At 55.8% G+C, this 18,379-nt stretch carries 16 protein-coding genes; 11 read left to right on the forward strand and 5 right to left on the reverse strand.

Annotated elements, in window-relative coordinates:
• Nucleotides 1-35: 35 nt before the first annotated feature.
• The 3 genes from KP702_RS06085 to KP702_RS06095 all read right to left on the reverse strand — a co-directional run bounded on the left by KP702_RS06085 (nucleotide 36) and on the right by KP702_RS06095 (nucleotide 4,550).
• Nucleotides 36-1,262, reverse strand: coding sequence for a hypothetical protein (locus tag KP702_RS06085; RefSeq protein WP_202207137.1), 1,227 nt, complete (start codon nucleotides 1,260-1,262; stop codon nucleotides 36-38).
• A gap of 163 nt (nucleotides 1,263-1,425) precedes the next feature.
• A complete protein-coding gene (gene dps, locus KP702_RS06090) occupies nucleotides 1,426-1,965 on the reverse strand; it encodes a DNA starvation/stationary phase protection protein Dps (RefSeq protein ID WP_046900719.1) in 540 nt (179 codons plus the stop codon).
• A 59-nt stretch (nucleotides 1,966-2,024) separates the two neighbouring features.
• Complete coding sequence (locus KP702_RS06095; RefSeq protein ID WP_202207138.1) at nucleotides 2,025-4,550, reverse strand: glycosyltransferase; 2,526 nt, start codon at nucleotides 4,548-4,550, stop codon at nucleotides 2,025-2,027.
• Between the two features lie 273 nt (nucleotides 4,551-4,823).
• Here KP702_RS06095 and pstC point away from each other — a divergent pair, with 273 nt between their 5' ends.
• From pstC to KP702_RS06125, 6 genes are read left to right on the forward strand one after another with little or no spacing between them, the layout of a single operon-like run.
• Entirely contained in the window at nucleotides 4,824-5,792 is a 969-nt protein-coding gene (pstC, locus tag KP702_RS06100) for a phosphate ABC transporter permease subunit PstC (protein WP_202207139.1), read from the forward strand.
• Nucleotides 5,789-6,661, forward strand: coding sequence for a phosphate ABC transporter permease PstA (gene pstA / locus KP702_RS06105; RefSeq protein WP_202207140.1), 873 nt, complete (start codon nucleotides 5,789-5,791; stop codon nucleotides 6,659-6,661). Before pstC ends, pstA begins: the two co-directional genes overlap by 4 nt.
• A gap of 17 nt (nucleotides 6,662-6,678) precedes the next feature.
• Nucleotides 6,679-7,449 (forward strand): phosphate ABC transporter ATP-binding protein PstB, encoded by a 771-nt coding sequence (pstB, locus tag KP702_RS06110; protein WP_371822701.1) that lies wholly within the window; start codon nucleotides 6,679-6,681, stop codon nucleotides 7,447-7,449.
• 6 nt (nucleotides 7,450-7,455) lie between these two features.
• On the forward strand, nucleotides 7,456-8,178 hold the full coding sequence (phoU, locus tag KP702_RS06115) for a phosphate signaling complex protein PhoU (RefSeq protein ID WP_202207142.1): 723 nt from the start codon (nucleotides 7,456-7,458) through the stop codon (nucleotides 8,176-8,178).
• Nucleotides 8,175-8,897 carry a response regulator gene (locus KP702_RS06120; RefSeq protein WP_202207143.1) on the forward strand — a complete coding sequence of 241 codons (723 nt, stop codon included), beginning with the start codon at nucleotides 8,175-8,177 and terminating at the stop codon, nucleotides 8,895-8,897. The genes phoU and KP702_RS06120 overlap by 4 nt, the downstream gene beginning before the upstream one ends.
• Nucleotides 8,894-10,153: a cell wall metabolism sensor histidine kinase WalK gene (locus KP702_RS06125; protein ID WP_202207144.1), complete on the forward strand. Its 1,260-nt coding sequence runs from the start codon at nucleotides 8,894-8,896 to the stop codon at nucleotides 10,151-10,153. Before KP702_RS06120 ends, KP702_RS06125 begins: the two co-directional genes overlap by 4 nt.
• Before the next feature lie 58 nt (nucleotides 10,154-10,211).
• On the opposite strand, the gene KP702_RS06130 is transcribed toward KP702_RS06125, so the two are convergent.
• Together KP702_RS06130 and KP702_RS06135 are read right to left on the reverse strand one after the other, a co-directional pair.
• Entirely contained in the window at nucleotides 10,212-11,627 is a 1,416-nt protein-coding gene (locus KP702_RS06130) for an amino acid permease (protein WP_215768646.1), read from the reverse strand.
• 169 nt (nucleotides 11,628-11,796) lie between these two features.
• Nucleotides 11,797-13,038: a lytic transglycosylase domain-containing protein gene (locus tag KP702_RS06135; protein WP_202207146.1), complete on the reverse strand. Its 1,242-nt coding sequence runs from the start codon at nucleotides 13,036-13,038 to the stop codon at nucleotides 11,797-11,799.
• A gap of 63 nt (nucleotides 13,039-13,101) precedes the next feature.
• Here KP702_RS06135 and fliL point away from each other — a divergent pair, with 63 nt between their 5' ends.
• From fliL to KP702_RS06160, 5 genes are read left to right on the forward strand one after another with little or no spacing between them, the layout of a single operon-like run.
• Nucleotides 13,102-13,575, forward strand: a complete 474-nt coding sequence (fliL, locus tag KP702_RS06140) for a flagellar basal body-associated protein FliL (RefSeq protein ID WP_202207147.1) — start codon at nucleotides 13,102-13,104, stop codon at nucleotides 13,573-13,575.
• Nucleotides 13,575-14,693, forward strand: a complete 1,119-nt coding sequence (gene fliM / locus KP702_RS06145) for a flagellar motor switch protein FliM (RefSeq protein WP_252348587.1) — start codon at nucleotides 13,575-13,577, stop codon at nucleotides 14,691-14,693. Before fliL ends, fliM begins: the two co-directional genes overlap by 1 nt.
• Before the next feature lie 18 nt (nucleotides 14,694-14,711).
• Complete coding sequence (locus tag KP702_RS06150; protein WP_215768647.1) at nucleotides 14,712-15,215, forward strand: DUF6468 domain-containing protein; 504 nt, start codon at nucleotides 14,712-14,714, stop codon at nucleotides 15,213-15,215.
• A 5-nt stretch (nucleotides 15,216-15,220) separates the two neighbouring features.
• The gene (locus KP702_RS06155) at nucleotides 15,221-15,940 is read left to right on the forward strand and encodes a MotE family protein (protein WP_215768648.1); all 720 of its coding nucleotides are present in this window, start codon (nucleotides 15,221-15,223) and stop codon (nucleotides 15,938-15,940) included.
• A complete protein-coding gene (locus KP702_RS06160; protein WP_215768649.1) occupies nucleotides 15,940-18,375 on the forward strand; it encodes a hypothetical protein in 2,436 nt (811 codons plus the stop codon). Before KP702_RS06155 ends, KP702_RS06160 begins: the two co-directional genes overlap by 1 nt.
• Nucleotides 18,376-18,379 lie beyond the last annotated feature (4 nt).

The following is an 18,379-nucleotide window of genomic DNA, read 5'->3' on the forward strand; positions in this document are numbered from 1 at the left end:
GCCCCGAAAGAAGAGCTTTCGGGGCCAGTAAGCTCTCAGGCTGTGTACCAAGAAGGCAACTGGGTTTTGTAAGGTGTATCGAATTCTTCAATTATGTCGTTGAAGACATGGTGGTCAAAGATCTCGATGGATTTTGCAGGTGTCCGGCCCTGGAGGGAGCGATGGGCAATACGGTTCAATGCACGGTTGAAGATGCCTGGACCCGTTTTGTAGGCAATGAAGAGCCCTTGGTGCAGATAGCAGTTTCGATACAGGGACAGCAGGCAGTCCGTCAGTACGTCGCTGTTAGCAACCGATCCGAAGAAGTCATTATGAACGACTTGGTTATGTGTGAGGAAGAAGGCTGAACCTTCCTTGCGCTCTGCCATGAACTGGAGCGCTGCATCGCTCTTGACGCGGATGTCGGCATCCAGCCACCAGCCCCCAAGGAGTTGGATGACGTGGACCCGCAGAAAATCAGCAGCTTCAGCGGGGTGTCGGGCACTCAGGAACAGTGTGCGGGCTTCAATCCCGTAATTATCGTAAAGCCACTCAGCAGCTTCTTCCTTATCGAAGGTTTTGACTTCAAAGCTGGAGATCGCTTTGTGATAGTCAAAGTTCTTCTGGATTTCTGCTGGGGGATTTGCATCCCAATAGAGAAACATCTTCCGCGGAATGCGATTATAGATATCGTCGCCCTGCGGAGTTGCTGAAAATAGAGATGGAGAGGCTCTAAGAGCGATTTCCAGTGCGACAGAATCAACTTCTTCGCCCGTATGGAATTCGTCGTAAGCATTACCCATAATGTTCAGGGCATCACGTGGTGGCGTTCCACGCCAGGCGTGGGATGTCCCATCGATATAGTTTGCAAACGGGATGTTCAGGCTGCGCAGCTCAGCGAGTTCATGTTGCGGAATGGGCTGGCCTGCCTTGAGCAGACAAAGAAGCCTAACCTGCAAAAGTGACTGTGCCAGAGGATATTGCGTGGGAGACTTGGAATGCAGTTCAAACGCACGGCCGTAGTATGTTGCGGCTTCAGCTACGCTGCGATTGGTGTGCAAGATATTGGCAAGCGCAAAAGCATGTTCAACAGTGTCTGCGCCATGCTGTGCGAGATATGTGGCAGCCTGAGGGTCCGGTAGTTCTGGTGAAGCGGGCACTGGTGGCGCTGCGGGTTCTTCGGCGGCATTAGAAGATGGCGTATCTTCTTCTCTCAAGGCTTCCCATTCGGACAGATCCCAAGCCGCGCTATCTTGGTGTGTCGTTTGATCTTCGGAAGTCATGCCTGTTGTCCCGCTTCAGGAAAGTCGTGATCAAGGCTCACCTCAGGCGGCGCCTTTTGTGCCTTTATTGGTAATCGCGATATTGTTGAGGGGCAAGTGCCACAATAAAAAACGGAGCGGCCCAAGACCGCTCCGTTTTCAGGCTTAGTAATGCAGGCGCGTATTAGGCGCGCTTGCCTTCATGGTCACCGTCACGCATCTGGCCGGTCGGTTCCTGTACATGGGCTTCCAGGAACCACAGGTGCTTGTCCAGACCGCGGGAAACCTCGGTGAAAAGGTCAGACGTGTCATCGTCGCCTGCTTCATCCGTGATCTTGATGGCTTCACGCACGTTGTTTGCAACAGTGGCATAGCGATCAATCAGAGCAGCGATATGGTCTGCGACGCGATAGATGTCGGTCGGGTATGGCTTGCAAGATGAATTCTTGGAGACATCCTGCACCGTACCGTATGCTGTGCCACCGAGCTGCGTTGCACGCTCTGCTGTTGTGTCCACAAAGTCATCAATGCTCGTACGGAAGCCATCCAGCATTTCGTGGACGCCGATGAACTGCGGACCCTTGAGGTTCCAGTGCGCCTGTTTCGTGATCAGGGCGAGGTCAATCAGATCGGCCAGACGAGCATTGAGCGTTTCAATCGAGACGCTCTTCGTGTTGTCTGCGGTGTCGTTCTGTGTGACATGGCGGTTGGATTTCGTGGCCATGATGGTTCTCCTGCAACAGGGTTCGTTATCCGGTCAAACGCAGAAATCCCAAATAGGTTTCATAGTGTTTCCGGATCCACAAGATCGAAGAATGGCTGCTGGTCTACCGTGAAATAGCGCGGGTAAGCGGGATCTCGTTCGAAAAGTGGATTGTCACTCCAACGGGCCAACATGGTCTGGGTTTCATGAAAGAAGCGAGCTTCATGTTCCGGACGATCATCACTGCCGCGCGATAGACTTTCATGATGATAGGCGATGACTTCCGCGCAGAAGATGATCCGATAACCCGCGTCGCGGATTTTCAGGCAAAGATCGACATCGTTGTAGGCGACGGTCAGTTCTTTCTCGTCGAATCCGCCGACTTCACGAAAAACGTCTGCTCGAACCAGCATGGCCGCTGCCGTGACAGCCGTGACCTCATGCGAAAGCATGGTGCGTCCGATGTAGCCATACTCCGTCAGTGGATCACCCCGATGAACGTGAGCACCTATCCCAGCCGGCCCCACCGCGACGCCCGCATGCTGAATTGTGTCATTGGGATAGAGAAGTTTTGCGCCAACTGCTCCGATATCTGGTGCAGCCAGAGCCTCTCCAATCGCAATGTGAAGCCAGTTTGAATGTTCAACGAAGACATCGTTGTTCATGAACATCAGATAGTCAGCATTCGTCTGATCGACAGCGAGATTGTTGAGACGTGAATAGTTGAAGGGCTCCTCAACCGTCAGGACGGACACCTTCGGGTGCTTCTGTATTTCAGCGATGAAGTCAGCCGTCTCATGCTCGACTGACCAGTTGTTGACCAGAATGATGTCAAAATTCTTGTAGGAAGTTTTATCAAGGAGGGCATCAACACATTGGCGCGTGGTTTCAACCTGATCCTTGAACGGAATGATAATTGTGACTTTTGGAACCTTTTTCGTCAGCCACTCCACGCCATACAGCGTCAGCCCGCGGATGGACGAGACTTTGGCCCGGACCTTCTTGCGTTTGAGATGGTCATGCACACACCTGACCCCGGCTTCAATGGCGTAGGTCTTGTTGGCGACATTGACGGCAGTGGAATTGGGGGTTTTGCGCCAGTGATAGAGAATTTCGGGAACATGATGAATTTCCGCCGGAGACAGGATTTCCGTCGCCCGTAGAACAAAGTCATGATCCTGTGCGCCATCATAGTCTGACTTCAGGTGGCCAATTCTACGCATGGTCTTTGCCTCAACCATCGTCAGATGACAGATGTAGTTGCAGCCCAGCAGATAGCGGTAATTGAAATCGGGCTTGAGATTGGGTTCCAGGAAATATCCAGCCTGATCTATTTTATCTTCGTCTGAATAAAGGAGCTTCGCTCCTGTCTCCAGAGCCGCACGGACCATCACTTCAACTGCGACATCCACCATGAGGTCATCATGGTCAAAGAAAACGACATACTGACCTCGAGCAGCATCCATGGCAGCATTTGTGGCGCCAGAGATGCCTGCGTTTTTCTCAAGTGGTACAGCGCGGATCCGTTGATCGGTTTTGCAAAACTGCTCAATTACGGCAGTTGTCTGGGCGCACAGACCTGCATCATCAACGATGATGAGTTCCCAGTTTGAGTAGGTCTGGGACAGCACTGAATTGAGGGCAGCCTCGAAGTCGCTTTTGAGCGGGCGATAGGTCGGGCACAGAATGGAAACCAGGGGCTCCTCTTGCCCTGTTCCGCCTGGCAACTGACGCTGTTTGGCAACTCGCTCTCGCAGGAGCGGATAATATCGATGAGCCCAGCGGTTGTAATCGCCGAGATTGTAGCCGCGCCGAGGAACCAGGTCTCTGACTTCCTGACGCAATTCAGAAAGTTTCCGATGCAGTCCGTCGATGACGCTCAGGAGATCAACGAGGCGTGATTCCAGTGCATCGTCTGCGACAGAGGTGACAAGTGGGCTTCCACTGAGTTCTACGGCATCAGGAAGGGTAATGATTCGGAATTTCCGAGGGCCACTGCCACGAAGGTGCTGAGGAATGGGAATTTCGAAGCCACAGTTCGGATCGCAGCCCAGCGCTGCGGCGACATCTCCGCGATACCGATCTGCCCGAGCCTGAGCCATTGGAACACCGTCTGCAAAGACGGAGATCATGCATCGCCCGTGTTTTGTTGCACCAGGCTTGTCCGAGCAAAGAACCCAGCCACGGAGAGCGCCCTGTTTCACGCCGTCAATATAGCTCTGATATTCCGGTAACAGCTTTCCAGTGAACTGAAGGATCGGTAGAGGCGGAACGTCAGGAGTAGAGGGATTCGTGAGCGGGAGGATCGAGCGGTCCGGAAAGCGAATGGAGAATTCGTGAGGGACGCCATCCATGAATTTTTCAGGAACCGTAAATTCGAACCCGACTTTCGAAGTCGGAAGCTTGAGGGCAGCCTGAATGTCTGACCGCTCATGGTCGCAGAGAACCTGCATGACTTCCTGCTGATCAATCAGGATATGAAGTCTGACCGGTCCTTGGCCGCGAATGTCCACGGCCCAACCCCGTGCTCTGCCCCCTTCGAAAAGATCGAAATACCCCATGAAAAAGCCTGAAGTCGTCTGGGGCGGCAGCGGAGGTTGTTTCATCGTCACGGGTTTCCTGCTCCTCTTTCCTGCCCTTGGGGTATTCTCTGAAAGGCAAAAAGGACTGTTTTCGGGAAGGTTAAATCAATTGCTGAAATGTGTCTTGGGGAGCCAGTCTCAGGTGTGCCAAAAAAAAATGGATCGAGCGTGACATAAATCTTTCATGCCTTGCTTTGCCTGCGCCGGTTGTCCTTCCGGGTTGGGACGGCTAATGCACGGAAGTGGCGGCACCTGTCGTCAGTCTGCACCAGTTATCACAGCCAGAGCCTTTGACGCATGACACTTGCCCCAGCCAGGCAACCCGAAAAGGTTTCCGTTTCCGAACATCCGGAAAAACGGAGTAACGCAGATACCGCATTTCAGGCGGTTGTCGGTGGATGCTCCCTGCTGGTCCTGATTGTCCTCGGTGGCCTTGTCGTGCTGATGGGTGTTGGTGGGCAGGAGGCTTTCAGGACATTTGGTCTTGGATTTGCGTTCCGGGATGTCTGGAATCCTGTTTCGAATGAATACGGTGCCTGGGCTCCCCTGTTCGGCACAATCGTCAGCACTCTGATTGGTGTACTGATTGCAATGCCGCTGGCTTTTGGTACGGCATTCTGGCTGACCGCCATCGCGCCTCCCAAAATTGCAGCTATTGTTGGCACTGCCGTTCAGCTTCTGGCGGCAGTTCCATCCATCATTTTTGGTATGTGGGGCTTCTTCACGATCGTGCCTTTCATGGCACGACATGTCCAACCCTTCATGACGCATCATTTCCGGCATGTCCCGGGGATCAATATGCTGATTCATGGTGCGCCTTTTGGCACGGGATTGATGACGGCAGGTCTGGTGCTGGCCATGATGATCGCCCCTTTCATGACAGCAGTCATGCGGGACGTCTTCAGTGCCATGCCGGGTATGCTGCGTGAAAGTGCGTATGGGCTGGGAGCGACGCGCTGGGACGTGATGTGGAAGGTCGTCGTGCCCTGGTCCCGGTCGGGCATGATCGGAGCTGTTGTTCTGGGCATGGGACGCGCTTTGGGCGAGACAATGGCCGTCACATTTGTGATCGGAAATGTGACAGCCGTAGGATGGTCCCTGTTTGCTCCGAGAAGCACGGTCGCGTCTCTGATTGCTCTCCAGTTCCCGGAAAGTCCGGCTGGGTCGCTTCGTCTGTCGTCTCTGCTGGCTCTTGGTTTCATTCTCATGCTGCTGTCGTTTGCCAGCCTGTCTCTGGCAAGGATGCTGCGGGGGGATAGAAAATGAGCAACATGACAACGCATTCTCCCGGCTGGGCTCCTAATCCGTGCGGCGCGCGCCGTCGTCGGAAAGATCGTGTCGCCACCATTCTGGGTATGATTGCGGCTGCGATCCTCGTGCTGGTTCTGACGTCCATTCTCTGGACACTGCTCTCGCGTGGTATTGTTGGCTTGTCGGCAAGTGCGCTTTTCAAGCCTATGGGGCCTCCAGGTTCTGGGGGAGGGCTGGCAAACGCTATTCTTGGCAGCGTAATCCAGACGACACTGGCGCTTGCGATGGCAACCCCACTGGGTTTGGGCTGTGGCATTTATCTGTCCGAGTATGGCTCCAGACAGAACCGCTTCGCCTCCTGTGTGCGGTTTGTTTCTGATGTTCTGATGTCTGTCCCGTCCATTCTGGTTGGGCTGTTCGTCTATCAGGTTCTGGTGGCCCCGTTCGGCCATTTCTCTGCATTGGCGGGTTCAGTTGCTCTTGCCATTCTCGCCGTGCCGATCATCGTGCGCACAACGGAAGACATGTTGCGGCTTGTGCCGGTCGCGATGCGGGAGGCTGGAGCAGCGCTGGGTGCAACACGTTGGCGTGTAACCCTCTTTCTTTGTCTGCGCTCGGCGAAGACCGGCGTTCTGACAGGTATTCTTCTGGCTCTGGCTCGTGTGAGCGGTGAAACAGCCCCCCTGCTTTTCACATCTCTCGGTAATCAGAACTGGTCCTTCAGCCTGAACCACCCGATGGCCAGTCTGCCGGTAACGATCTACCAGTATGCGGGCGCGTCCTATGACGACTGGGTACAGCTCGCTTGGGCTGGTGCTCTTCTGGTGACCCTAGGTGTTCTGGCCATCAATATTGCCGTTCGTTTTTCGGCCCGGCGCGGATGACTTTACAGGATTTCAAAATGAACGAGACCAAGCCGCAAGTGGCCCTCGCCGTTCGCAATCTGAACTTTTACTACGGGCAGAACCATGCCCTGCACGATATCAGCATCGACTTTCCTGCCCGGAAAGTGACGGCGATGATCGGTCCCAGCGGGTGTGGCAAGTCCACCCTGCTACGGATCTTCAACCGTATGTACGATCTCTATCCGGGACAGCGTGCGACGGGAGAAGTGATTTTCGATGGTCGCAACATCCTTGAAACCGGGCTGGACCTGAACATCCTGCGCGCGCGGATCGGCATGGTGTTCCAGAAACCGACGCCGTTTCCCATGTCGATCTATGACAACATCGCATTCGGTGTGCGCCTCCATGAGCGACTGAGCAAAGCAGACATGGATGTGCGCGTGCAGGACGTTCTGACACGCGTCGCCCTGTGGAATGAAGTGCGGGATCGCCTGAATGCTCCTGCAGCCGGCCTCTCGGGCGGCCAGCAACAGAGACTGTGCATTGCGCGGTCCATCGCAACACGTCCCGAAGTACTGCTGTTGGACGAACCGACTTCCGCACTGGACCCGATTTCTACAGCGCGCATTGAAGAGCTTCTGGATGAACTTAAGGAAGAGTTCACCATTGCGATCGTGACACACAATATGCAGCAGGCTGCGCGTTGTGCGGATCAGGTTGCATTTTTCTACATGGGGCGGCTGATTGAAGTGGATGCGGCAGATCGTATCTTCACCAATCCACGCCAGCAGCAGACCCAGGACTACATCACCGGAAGATTTGGATAATCCGCCATGGCTGACAGATCTCATATCGTTAAAAGCTACGAGCAGGAGCTGGGTCAGCTCCGGTCCATGATGTCCCAGATGGGGGGCATCGTAGAGAATCAGGTCGCCCTGGCGCTTTCTGCCATCGCGGATCGAAATGAGGAGGCTGCGGATGCTGCAGCCCGTCAGGATCCGGACGTAGACGAGTTGGAGCGGGACGTCGAAAGCCTAGCCATTCGTCTGCTGGCTCTGCGGAGCCCGATGGCTAGTGATCTGCGTGAGATCGTTGCCGCGCTGAAAATTACCGGCGATCTGGAACGTATCGGCGATTATGCCTCGTCGATCGCGCGTCGATCGCTCCGTATTCGCGGGGCCGATGGGCAGATTTCGCTGTCCGGTCTGCGGAGCATGGGGCGTCTGGTGCAGGACAATCTGCGCCGGTCCATCGACGCCATCACGCAGCAGGATTCCAACCGGGCCATGGAAGTCTGGCACGCAGACCGCGCGGTGGATGAGTATTACACGGCGTTGTTCCGTGAGCTCGTGACCTACATGATGGAAGATCCACGGAACATCCGTGCCTGCACGGAGCTTCTGTTCATTGCCAAAAACCTTGAGCGGATTGGTGATCACGCCACCAATATTGCTGAACGCGTCTTCTATGCCGTGACGGGAGACAACCTGCCGGCCGTGCGTCCGCGGGGCGCGCCTGCAACTGCTGATAACGCTGCTGAACAGCCCGACCGGTGAGCGGAAGCACCCAGATCAGGGCAAAGGGGCTCATTCTCGTTGTTGAGGATGATCCCGCTTTGCTTCTGATGATGCGCTATAACCTCGAACAGCGGGGTTATCGTGTCGAAACTGCCGCGGATGCTGAAACGGCTCTCCTGTTTCTTGAGACGGCCCGTCCAGATGCTGCCGTACTGGACTGGATGCTCCCGGGGATGTCGGGGCTTGATCTGTGTCGCCGTATTCGCAGCAATCCGGCCCTGCGGGATCTTCCGGTTCTGCTGCTAACGGCTCGTTCGGGCGAGCAGGATGCCATTCGTGGGCTCGATACAGGCGCGGATGACTATCTGATCAAGCCTTGCAGCGTCGATACGCTGGATGCACGTCTGCGGGCCCTTCTGCGCCGACATCAGTCTTCATACGATGTGCTGTCTTTTGCAGATATTACGCTGGACCCGGAAACGCATCGGATTGAACGGGCAGGTCGTCTGCTGTCACTCGGCCCAACGGAATACCGTCTTCTGGATCTGCTAATCCGTAATCCACGGAAGGTTTTTTCCCGGGAAGATCTTTTGCGGCGGATCTGGGGGCAAAATATCCATGTCGAGATCCGCACGATCGACGTGCATATCCGGCGACTTCGCAAGGCAATCAATGGTCCTAACGAGCCGGACCTGGTGCGCACTGTCCGGGCCGCTGGTTATGCACTGGATGACGGTCCTGTCACGGACGGGCTTTGAAGGCTGAAAGCCTGGTAGCCGTCTCCCATGAAGGTCTGCCTCTCTGGGCAGGGCTTGTTCTTATGGGCGTGGCAGTTGCCGGATGGGGATGTGCATTTCTGGCTTTGCGGCGTCCTTCTGTGCCGTTACTTGCACATACCGAACATTCAGCCCTGGCCGCCGCAGGGCCAGCTTCGGAGACTATTCTTCCTATCGAGATCTTCCCCGGGAGTGTTCTTCTGCTGGACCGGCTGGGGGCAGTTCTTCAGGCCAACGAGGAGGCACTTACCCAGTTTGGGGATAGTGTAGGGGCTATCCTCCGTCATCCTGCCGCACGCTCGGCTCTCTCTGCCGCATTACGCGTTGCACCCAATGATGTGGATGGCTTGCCCTCGATCTGTTCCACCACGTTCACGCTGGACGTTCCAGTCCCTCGTACGCTTCATCTCTCACTGAGAAGAATTTCTGCCCCGCACGACCGGCATACACGCGTGCTTGTCATGCTCTCGGATCGTAGCGAAGCGCAGGTTCTGGATAGGATGCGGGTCGATTTCGTAGCTCATGCCAGTCATGAGCTTCGTACGCCTCTGGCGTCTCTGAGTGGCTTCATTGATGCCCTCCGAACTGGGGGGAGCAGCATGAATGAAGGGACGAGACAGCAGTTTCTGGAGATCATGACTCAGCAATCTGCCCGGCTGAAACGCCTGATTGATCGGTTGCTTTACCTCTCGCGCGTGCAGGCTCACGAACATCAGCGTCCCCGTGATCTGGTTGAGGTCGCAGATCTGATGGCCATTGTGCTTGGCGAAGTGGCGCCCCGGTTTGATGAGCCGGGATGCTCCCTGAATCTTGCCATTGAGGATGACCTGACGATCCGGGCTGATGAGGATGAGATGGTTCAGGTGCTTCTGAACCTGATCGAAAATGCTCTGCGGTATGGCCGGGAAGAAGGTCGCCCCTTCACTGTGACTCTGTTCGCCCGACGGGCCCCGGATCGGGATGACCGCTGGCCTGAAGAGGGAGGCGTACTGCTTGGGGTAGAAGACAATGGGCGCGGTATGGAAGCGCATCATCTCCCCAGGCTGACAGAGCGGTTTTATAGGGTGGTGGATAAGGTAGAGCCGGCCAAACAGGGCACTGGTCTTGGCTTGTCTATCGTTCGGCATATTCTCGACCGACACGGTGGAAGACTCAGGGTTGCCAGTGCGCTGGGGCGCGGGACGACGTGCCTTGTGTGGCTTCCGCCTGTTGGCACCCTGCCTGTCGAGAACTCCTGATTTCGACCGGAGCTCATAAAAAAAGCGCCCCGATGAGGAGCGCTTTTTTATTAGTATCTCAGTGGGCTTTTCGGGTGCGCGCCAGAAGGAGCCATCCGCCTACGAGGATAAGGCCGATGAGCGGAATGGCGCCGATGGTGATTGTGCCATCCGGATAATCGAAAGCCATCATCAGAAGAACGAATGCCAGAAACCCCAGTGTTGCCCAGTTGGTATAGGGGGCACCAGGCATGGCAAATGTTGTTGGAGCGATTTCGCCGCGATTAATGGCTGATCGCAGGCGAAGCTGGCACAGCAGGATGAAACCCCACGTGCTGATGATTCCGATGGCCGAGAAGTTCAGAACCACTTCAAACACGCGGGAAGGGATCAGGTAGTTCAGGCCAACGCCAACCAGATAAACAGAAAGCGTCGTCAGGATACCCATATAAGGTACGGAGCTTTTGTTCATCTTCGAAAGCACCTGAGGGCCTGATCCACCAAGGGACAAGGCACGCAGTACGCGACCTGTGGAGTACAGGCCTGAATTGAGGCTGGACAGTGCCGCAGTCAGGACAACGATGTTCATGATCGCGCCAACGCCCGGAATTCCAAGTGCCTGAAAGAACGTCACGAACGGGCTGACGCCAGCATGATAGGCTGTCCATGGCAGCAGGCAGACGAGCAGGACAACCGAGCCAACATAGAAGAGACCGATACGCCAGATGACGCTGTTCACAGCGCGCGGCAGAATTTCACGCGCATCGTGGCATTCGCCAGCGGCAGTGCCAATCAGTTCAATGGCGGAATAGGCAAACACCACACCCTGCAGCAGCAGAAAGACTGGCATGATTCCATGCGGGAACAGGCCACCGTTCTCTGTGATCAGATGAAGGCCCGTGGTGTGCCCGGCTACGGGCATCCGGCTGCCGAGAATAAGCGTTCCGGCGATGAGGAATGCGGCAAGAGCCACAACTTTGATGAGCGAAAACCAGAACTCCATCTCACCGAAGTAGCGGACGCCGATCATGTTCATCGTGCCAACGATGCTGAGAGCGCCAAGAGCAAAAACCCACTGGGGGACGTCCACGAAAACGGCCCAATAGTGCATGTAAAGGGCGACGGCGGTGATATCGACAATGCCGGTCATGGCCCAGTTTAGGAATGAGAGCCAGCCCGCAGCATAAGCGGCTTTTTCGCCAAGAAATTCGCGGGCATAGGTCACGAAGCTGCCGCTGGTCGGGCGGTACATGACCAGTTCTCCGAGGGCACGGAGAATCAAGAAAGAGAAAACGCCACAAACGGCATAGATCAGCGCAAGGGAAGGACCGGCAACCTGAAGGCGGGAGCCAGCACCAAGGAACAGTCCGGTTCCGATGGCGCCACCGATGGCGATCATCTGAACGTGTCGACGACCAAGATCCTTGTGATACCCTTCCTCGCTGATGACATCTTCCGATGGTGGAGTGTGATCGTGAGCAGGGCTGGTCGTCATCTGCGCATCCTGAGGGCCGGGATCGGCGGGGTGAATCAATGTCTGGACGGGGGTCACCTACACTTCATGCGTGGCAGGTATGTCCAATCTGCATGGGAACATACGGCAAAGTCCTCTCATTGCCAACGAGCATTGAGTTTCCTTACGAAAATTCAGACTTTTGAGACATTTAATGTCCAGGTGGAACGGCCATGCAGGCCATGCCCTGCGCTGTCAGACTGCTACAGGCACTGGCAGCCCCGGCCCGGCTGATACCAGCAAGACGGGCTCTATAGAAGCGCGTTCCATGAGACATTGTGGGCTGAATCTGGGTCTGCGATGCCTGAAGGGGAGAGAATGCCGTCTGTCGCGCCATGTTCGCGGCAAAGCGTGCCTGTCCGGGATTCGCAAAAGCTCCGACCTGAATGCCCCAGTCTCCGTAAGTTCCTGGCGCGCGATAGCTGACGGCTGTGGGTGTCAGACTCTGAGAGGCGCGAGGTGTTCGAGGTGGTGTGGGAATGACAGGAGCCGGAGGCAGGAGCGTGCTGGCTACCGTCGATTGTTCGACAGTTGCAGACGGTGCTGCAAGTTGACGGTTGGGGACAGAGACGGGAGTGCAGGCCATACTTGGATCATAGGCGGCATCCGGGTCACAGGGGCCAAGAGGCGGCAGTTCAGGTGGCATTGTATCTGACGGGACAGACGTAATGCGCCGTCTGGACCATGCCTGCTGAACGCTCTGCTGTGTTGAACCATACTGTCTGGAAGGCTGAGCCATGGCCAGTTGTGTGCTGCTATCAGGTGCTTCTGCGACCTCCATAGGAGATGCGTTCAGTTGCTGTGACGACGCGTAGGCTGCCAATGGGCCTGTCATAGCGATCTGTGTGCCCAGATGCGGCGTGATACTTGCAATGTAATTGACAGTTTCGTTGGGGAGTGCCCGCCCTTGGTAGAGGTAATCCTCAAGGCGTTGTGGTCCAGCATTGTAAGCCACCAGAAATGCGGGAGCTCCGTATTTGCGAGACAGTATTTTGATGTAGCCGGTTCCCGCCATGATGTTGTCATGCGGTTCATACGGATCAGAACCCAACCCAAACCGGCCCTGCATTTCAGCATAGGTCTGCGGCATGAGCTGCATCAGGCCCATGGCCCCGGCGCTGGACGTGATGGGCTGGCCGTTCAGATACTGGTGCCCCCCGGATTCCTGGTGAATGACCGCTCTGATCCACGCTTCGGGAATCGAGAAGCGATTGGCCGCCTGTTGAATGTATGGACCCCAGGGATCACTGGCTGTGCCCGGTGCTTTGTAAGCGCCGTTTGCCGCGTAATACCGATTGTAGGGAGAGGGTTGAGAGGCGCATCCAGCGAGCAGGAGTCCTGTCAGGAAAAGGCTTCCAGCGTACAGGAAAACGGACCGTTGCCTGCTCGGCATAAACCCGATGTTAATCTTTTTCTCGAATGATGCCGTCTGTCCGAAAGAGAAGGCAGACAGACAGTGACGACGGAGACTCCGGAACTTGAGATCCCGGCGAAAGCTGGCGGAAAACGCAGGATTATCCTGATCGCAGCAGTGCTCTGTGCTCTGCTGGCTGGAGGCGGCGTATTCGCTTGGCGGCATTTCCAACATCCTGCGTCCCGTCCCGTAAAAGCGGCGTCCCAGCCGATATCCCTGACACTCATTACCATCCCGACGCTGGTGTCCAACCTCGATACCGGAGATGGCAGGGCGCGTTATGTCCGGATCAGTGCGCGCCTTCAGGTTGAAGACAGCAAAGATACGGCGAAAATCGGGTCGCTCATGCCCCAGATACAGGATGCCTTCCAGACCTGCTTGCATGGGATGCGCCCGGACGAACTGACCGGAGCGGGAATCTATCGTCTGCGGGAAACCATGCTGGCGCAGATTTCTAACATTCTTGCGCCGCTCGTCGTGCGGGATCTCTTCTTTGTGGAAGTTCTGGTGCAGTGATGCCAGACGCACAGAAGGCAGAAGCCGCCCCGATGTCGGACGGCGGTGTAAACGATGCGCCGATGCCGCGGTTTGCCCTTTCTATGGATGATCTCAGTTTTTCAGAGGATGAGGGTGCAGACCGGATTCTGAACCAGGACGAGATTGATAGCCTCTTCGGGAGCGACGCCAACGTGAGCGGTGGCGGCGAAGGAAGTGGTCTGGAAAAACTGCTGAGCACGTCGTTCGTCTCTTACGAGCGGCTCCCTATGCTTGAGGTGGTTTTTGACCGTCTCGTCCGGATTCTCACGACCAGCCTAAGGAACTTCACCAGCGATAACGTTGAAGTCTCAATGGATCGCCTGGCTTCCCAGAGGTTTGGAGATTATCTGGAGAATGTTTCCGGGCAGTCCATGTTCGCCGTCTTCAAGGCGGAGGAATGGGACAATTACGGGATTCTCGTTCTTAGTTCGTCCCTTGTTTACAGTGTCATTGATGCATTGCTGGGAGGGCGTGATCGTGTTCGTCCTCATGGCGATGGGGAGAGGCGGGCAGAAGGCCGACATCATACGGCGATCGAGCGCGCGCTGGTCGAGCCTCTGATCCGTGTGATCCTCTCGGATCTCTCCATGAGTTTCAGCCCTTTGTGTGCTGTGAATTTTCGTTTTGAACGGCTGGAACTGAATTCCCGCTTTGCGACTATTTCCCGGGCGGCAAATGGCGTGGTGTTGGCGCGATTTGGCATCGACATGGATGGCCGCGGTGGGGATGTGGATCTCATTCTGCCGCATGCAACGCTGGAGCCTGTTCGGGAAATCCTGCTGCAGCAGTTCATGGGTGAAAAGTTTGGCCATGACGGCATCTGGGAAAGTCACCTTGCCCAAGAGCTCTGGAATACGGACGTCTCGCTCGACGCCGTTCTGGAAGAGCAGAGCATGAATTTGCAGGACATCATGTCCCTTTCGCCGGGCGAGATGCTGGTGCTGCGCCGTGATCCTACGGCTCTCGTTCAACTGCGCTGCGGCGGAAAAACGATTTTCCGGGGTCGGGTTGGCAAGAAGCAGGGTCATGTCGCGGTTCGTATTGAAGAAAATCTTATTGGCGGAGGGGTTGCTGATCGCCCTTCTGCGTACAGCTGAAAAGGCGGAGCAGTTTCCATGGACAGGTTCCAGATTGTGCTTGAAGTTGCTCTGTCAGCCCTGCTGCTGATTACGATTTTCTACAGCCTCTATCTTGGGCGGGCGCTATCGGTCATTCGTCGAAACCGGGGAGAGCTGGATGCCCTGATTGCGAGTTTGCATAGTAGTAGTCAGCAGGCTCAAGCCGGTATCGACCATCTGCGTCAGACGACTGAAATGGTTGGTCGTTCGCTTGGCAAAACGGTGGAGAGCGGAAAGAGCCTCAAACATGAGCTGACGATACTCTGCGAACGATCAGAAGCCGTTGCTCAGATTTTGGAAAAAACAGCGTCAATTGGCCGCCCTGCCAATACCGCAACTGTCAGGGAGGCAGAGACGCCAGATATGGATAGCCCTCGTTTCTCTGCGCGCGTCAGGGCAGATGAAGGACGATGGCCGGCGGCGAGTACTTTGAAAACGCCATCCGGTAAGACTGCTGCAGAACGGGAACTGTTGCGTGCCCTTCGTCAGAAGCAGGTGTAACGCTCATGCTCTTCCGCTTGCTGCATATTGCCTGTGGTTTGATGATCATCTTGCTGGGCGCGAAAGTTTACGATCTGGTTGGGTATGTTGATGCGTCAACCAATTCGTCATTGATGTCGTCTGCCGTGGCGCAGCCGACCACCTCACAAGCCTCACCGAACGCTGATGCTGAAGGAACTGCAAGCAAGTCGTCTGAGGCGCAGGATGGGAAACCTGCTCAGCAGAAGCTTGCCTCTCCAGATCTTTGCAAGGCAGGGGGATGTCAGGGAGCGCTTCAGTCGGCAAATGAAATGGCGCCGATAACGCCTGATCCCGGGCTGAAAGCAGAGCTGGCTGCACGGCAGCAGGAACTGGATCGCAAGGCCGCTGCGTTGGAAGATCGGCAACGTCTGGTGGATGCGGCAGAAGAAGAACTGCAACGTCGGATGACCGCACTCCAGACATCCCGTTCGCAGTTTGAAGAGACAGCACGACATTCGGACGAGCTTTTGAACCAGGATGCGGAAAGACTGGTCAGGATTTATGAGGCGATGAAGCCCGTCGATGCGGCCGCTATTTTCAATACTCTTGATCTGCGGGTTGGCGTGGGCCTTCTGAACCGTATGAGCCCGCGGAAAGCTTCAGCGATCATGGAAGCCATGTCTCCACAAAGGGCTATTCTGGCGACACAGATGCTCGCAAATGCTCATGCGCATCCTGGGATGCGTGTTGGGGATAACGGGTAATGCTGGGGCGTAGATGCCTGGGTGTGCTGATAGTGTTGATGCTGTCAGAAAGCGCATCAGCTTTGCCGTCTACGGGGAGTGCGCTTCTTCCATCAGGCTGGTCATTTCTAAATGATCCTTCCCCCCTTTTGTCAAAGAAGGAGAAGGCGAGGGCGGCGGTAGAACGCGCGAACGTCGGTGTGCAGCCTGTTATACAGGCTAAAGAGGATGTTGCCCCAACCGCAACTGGCTTATGGCTACCTTTGGGTGAGATGACGCCGGTTGCTGCCTTTCAGAATGGTCGGCGTCTCCTGATCGTCGCTGCCGGTCGCCATGTTATAGACACCGCAGGGCTCATAAATGTTACGCCATTCGAGGCGGTATCTGCTCGTGTTATGGCGGATGTGACGGCTGTTAGCATCCTGTGCCCTGAAGGAGCCATTCCATCAGTCAGGCCTGCCGGGCATGGATGGACGGTCTCTCTCGCACAACAGCCGGCCTCACCAACAGACGCTATGTTATTGGGCCAAGATGGCGGTGCCTTAACTTTCATGCCACCTCGGACGGATGGGGCTTTGGCCGTTGTCACGTTCCGGGATCCAGATTCCGGTCGGCGACTTTTGCTCGGTCTCTCACGGTCAGGATCTATATCCGGTGACTTGATCCGGCGTGGAGCGGGTTTTGAGGTTCGCCCTAGCTTGACGGGGCTGGTTATCGCGGCTGATGACGATGCAATCGAGTTAAGGCAAAGCGGAAAGCAGTTTTTTCTGGATCGAGTTGGCCCAGGTGATACTCCGCTTCTCGCTGGCGGAAAGTTGGCCGCTTATGGGGCCTCAGATGCCGGGGTATCGTTGGCCGATAGTGCGCCTGAAAATCTGCGAGACAGTGTTCATCGCGCCTGGATCGCGGCGGCAACAGCGTCAGCAGGACAGCGCTTTGATGCGCGGGTCCGTCTGGCACAGGCAGCGGCGAGCTTGGCGAATGGTGCATTGGTTTCTCAGGTTTTGCAGGCAGCACTGGAAGATCAACCTGAAGGGGGTGCGCGTAAGGATGTACGAAGACTGAAACAGATTGCGGCAGTGCTCAACGGTCGCGCTGATCAGTCTCTCTTAACGGAAGAAGAAGGGGCGGCGCCGGAAGATCAGTTCTGGCGAGGCATGGTGCGTGCGCAGTTTCCCCTTGTGGGAGACGGGCCTGATGTCAATGCGCAGAGAACCCGTATAGCAAGCTTGATTGCGGCAGGCTTGCCTTCGGTCTCGGCTTATTCTCAGCCTTTGCGGCACCGCCTGTTACCAGTGGGGGCAGAGTGGGTCGCGCGATACGGCACGGCAAAAGATCGGGGCGTTCTATCGTCTCTACCTTCGGGGCCTGAAACTGCCCTTGCGCGCGCCTTGGTGGCAACGGACACTCGTGCGTTGGATGCAAGAGAGCAGCTTGAAAAGCTCGCTCATAATCCTGCTCCCCTGGTATGGCCTGTTGCACGCGAGGCCGCTTTGAAACGGGATCTTGAAACAGGCGCATTGCCCGCAAAAGCAGTAGGTGAGCGTGTGGATGCCCTTATGCCTGCTTTTCGAATGGCAGGAAGGGAGCGTGAGGCACGCCTGCTGAGTATTGATGCTTTAGTTAAAGGGAAAGAATGGCGCGCCGCTCAACAGGGCGTGCAAGACGGGCAGGCTGTCTATGGGAAAGAGGATTTTCCTGGGCATGACAGGGTGATCATCATTGCCCGAGGGCTTGCGGAACAGAAAAATATCGAAATGCCCGGTGCTCTCGCCGAAGTTGAGCTGTTGAAATCAGCCCTGACGATCACGCCGAATGATCCGACATTGCAAACCTATTTTCTGAAAGCTCTGGACCATCGTTATGCTGTGCTAGGTCTGCCGGCAGCTCAACGCATGGTCTTGCGTCGTCTTCTGCAGAACCAGCAGGGGGCGGAACATCAGGACACTATGCTGAAGCTTGTTCGTCTGGATCTTGATGCGGGTGATCTAAGCGTGGCACTCCATGATTTACCAGAGGAAAAGCCAGAAGATGTTTCTGCGCTTCCGGGAGGGCAGCTGGAAGCATTGGATGTGACTTTGCTTCGCGCCGAAATTGCGCAGGCCCAACACGATCTGCCTAAAGCGGAACGTTACCTCACAGGCCGGACAGAGGTTCAGGCTTTGAAAATGCGTGCGAAACTGATGGAGCAGGCGAAGGACTGGGCTGGTGCAGTGTCTGCTCTGAAGCCTGCCCTCGATGCAGCATGGGCAGCGCGAAAAGATGCTTCAACTCTGTCAGCAGAGCTGGAAGCCTTGGTTCTCGAACTGGCTGGTGATGCCTCAAGAGCTCATGATGGTGCCACACTTACTATGTTGAAAAAGCAGTATGGTTCTTCAATGGAGCACTCATCGTCCGCAGGGGTCTTCAATCTTCTTGTTGGAGAAAATCCGGCAGGTCTGCCCGCAGGTGGGTAAGGCA

The sequence above is a fragment of the Gluconobacter sp. P5B12 genome (genome assembly GCF_018812035.1).
Lineage (GTDB): Bacteria > Pseudomonadota > Alphaproteobacteria > Acetobacterales > Acetobacteraceae > Gluconobacter.

Bases quoted from the DNA above. Each gene is read 5' to 3' on its own strand.
- KP702_RS06085 (WP_202207137.1), bottom strand. From the start codon at position 1,262: ATGACTTCCGAAGATCAAACGACACACCAAGATAGCGCGGCTTGGGAT.
- dps (WP_046900719.1), bottom strand. From the start codon at position 1,965: ATGGCCACGAAATCCAACCGCCATGTCACACAGAACGACACCGCAGAC.
- KP702_RS06095 (WP_202207138.1), bottom strand. From the start codon at position 4,550: ATGAAACAACCTCCGCTGCCGCCCCAGACGACTTCAGGCTTTTTCATG.
- pstC (WP_202207139.1), top strand. From the start codon at position 4,824: ATGACACTTGCCCCAGCCAGGCAACCCGAAAAGGTTTCCGTTTCCGAA.
- pstA (WP_202207140.1), top strand. From the start codon at position 5,789: ATGAGCAACATGACAACGCATTCTCCCGGCTGGGCTCCTAATCCGTGC.
- pstB (WP_371822701.1), top strand. From the start codon at position 6,679: ATGAACGAGACCAAGCCGCAAGTGGCCCTCGCCGTTCGCAATCTGAAC.
- phoU (WP_202207142.1), top strand. From the start codon at position 7,456: ATGGCTGACAGATCTCATATCGTTAAAAGCTACGAGCAGGAGCTGGGT.
- KP702_RS06130 (WP_215768646.1), bottom strand. From the start codon at position 11,627: ATGACGACCAGCCCTGCTCACGATCACACTCCACCATCGGAAGATGTC.
- KP702_RS06135 (WP_202207146.1), bottom strand. From the start codon at position 13,038: ATGCCGAGCAGGCAACGGTCCGTTTTCCTGTACGCTGGAAGCCTTTTC.
- fliM (WP_252348587.1), top strand. From the start codon at position 13,575: ATGCCAGACGCACAGAAGGCAGAAGCCGCCCCGATGTCGGACGGCGGT.
- KP702_RS06150 (WP_215768647.1), top strand. From the start codon at position 14,712: ATGGACAGGTTCCAGATTGTGCTTGAAGTTGCTCTGTCAGCCCTGCTG.
- KP702_RS06155 (WP_215768648.1), top strand. From the start codon at position 15,221: ATGCTCTTCCGCTTGCTGCATATTGCCTGTGGTTTGATGATCATCTTG.
- KP702_RS06160 (WP_215768649.1), top strand. From the start codon at position 15,940: ATGCTGGGGCGTAGATGCCTGGGTGTGCTGATAGTGTTGATGCTGTCA.